Annotated in this window: 1 protein-coding gene; it reads right to left on the minus strand. The window is 76.1% G+C overall.

The window, feature by feature from the left end; translation table 11 throughout:
- Window positions 1–158: 158 nt before the first annotated feature.
- On the minus strand, window positions 159–1392 hold a 1234-nt coding region (locus tag I59_RS18765; RefSeq protein ID WP_148286032.1), incomplete at its 5' end, for an amidase.

Consider the following 1392-nt stretch of genomic DNA (forward strand, 5'->3'; position numbering starts at 1 on the left):
CGTAGGCGCGGGCGCGAGCCGGGTCGGGTCCCGGCTGGTCGTGGGCCGCGGATCGGGGAAACGCGCACGCTTCGACGCTGCACGCGTCGAACGACGCGCGCGGTGTCGCAACGCGCACGCTCCCCCGGTAACGCGAGCCGTCGGACAGGCCGGGCGGGTCAGGCGGTCCAGGCCGCGGGGTGCCGCCGCTGCCAGCGGAGACGGCGCTCGAGCTGGGCACCGATCGCGAGCAGGACCCGCTCGCCCCCGGGCCGCCCGATCAGCTGGACCCCCATCGGCAACCCGCCGCCGTCCGGGTGGTCGTCCGCCGTGACACCGACGGGCAGGGTGATCGCCGGGAGGCCCGACACGTTCGCCATCGAGGTCCACGGCGAGTAGGCGCACTGCCGCCGGAAGTCCTCCTCCGGGTCGTCGCCGTACCAGCCGAGCGGCCGCGGTGTCAGCGCCAGCGTCGGGGTGAGCACGGCGTCGAAGCGGTCGAACGCCCTGATGAGCGCGACGGAGAAGGCGTCGAGCGCCGTCATCGCGTCGAGCACCCGGGTACCGGTCAGCCGCTGCCCGCGCTCGACGAGCCACGCCACGAGCGGTGTCAGCTGCGCGAGGTCGATCCCCGGCACGGTCGGGAGGCGTGCTGCGCTCGACTCCCACGCCACCCGGAACGCCTCGGCGTAGGGAGCGCGCGGCATGCGGACGTCCTCGACCCCGTGCCCGACCTCACCGAGAGCGCGGACCGCGGTCTCGACGGCTGACCGCGCCGCCGGGTCGACGATGACGTCGACGGTGTCGTCCCACGGGGAGCCCTCGAGCACCCCGACGACGAAGCGTCCCTCGCCCCGGACGGCGGCGGCGGTGAACGGGCCGTCCCCGACGTCGGGCGTGACGAGCGCGTACGGTTCCGGCTCGTCGAGCCCGGTCGGACGGACGAGCGCGTCGAGCAGCATGCCGGCATCCGCCACCGACCGGGTCAGCGGTCCGGCGACCGAGAGGCCGCCCACGCCGGACCGGCCGGGCATCGCGGGGACGCGTCCGCGGCTCGGCTTCAGACCGACGAGGCCCGTGGCCGCGGCGGGGATCCGCACCGAGCCTCCGCCGTCGGTGCCGATCGCGGCGGGGAGCAGCCCGGCAGCGACGGCGACCGCGGCCCCGCTCGAGCTGCCGCCGGGCGCGCGCTGCGTGTCGTACGGGTTGCGGGTGGTACCGAACCGGGTCTCGGACGACGAGGACATCCCGAACTCGGGCGAGGCCGTCTTGCCGAGGCTGATGCTGCCGGCCGCGTCGGCAGCGGCGACCAGCGGGTGGTCCGCCGCGCTGCGCGCTCGGGCAGGCTGGCCGTGCCGTTGCGGGTCACGACACCGGCCCGGTCGTACAGGTCTTGTTCCCGGGCCGGAGGCC

Origin of the sequence: Curtobacterium sp. B8, assembly GCF_000333315.1 — a bacterium.
GTDB lineage: Bacteria > Actinomycetota > Actinomycetes > Actinomycetales > Microbacteriaceae > Curtobacterium > Curtobacterium luteum.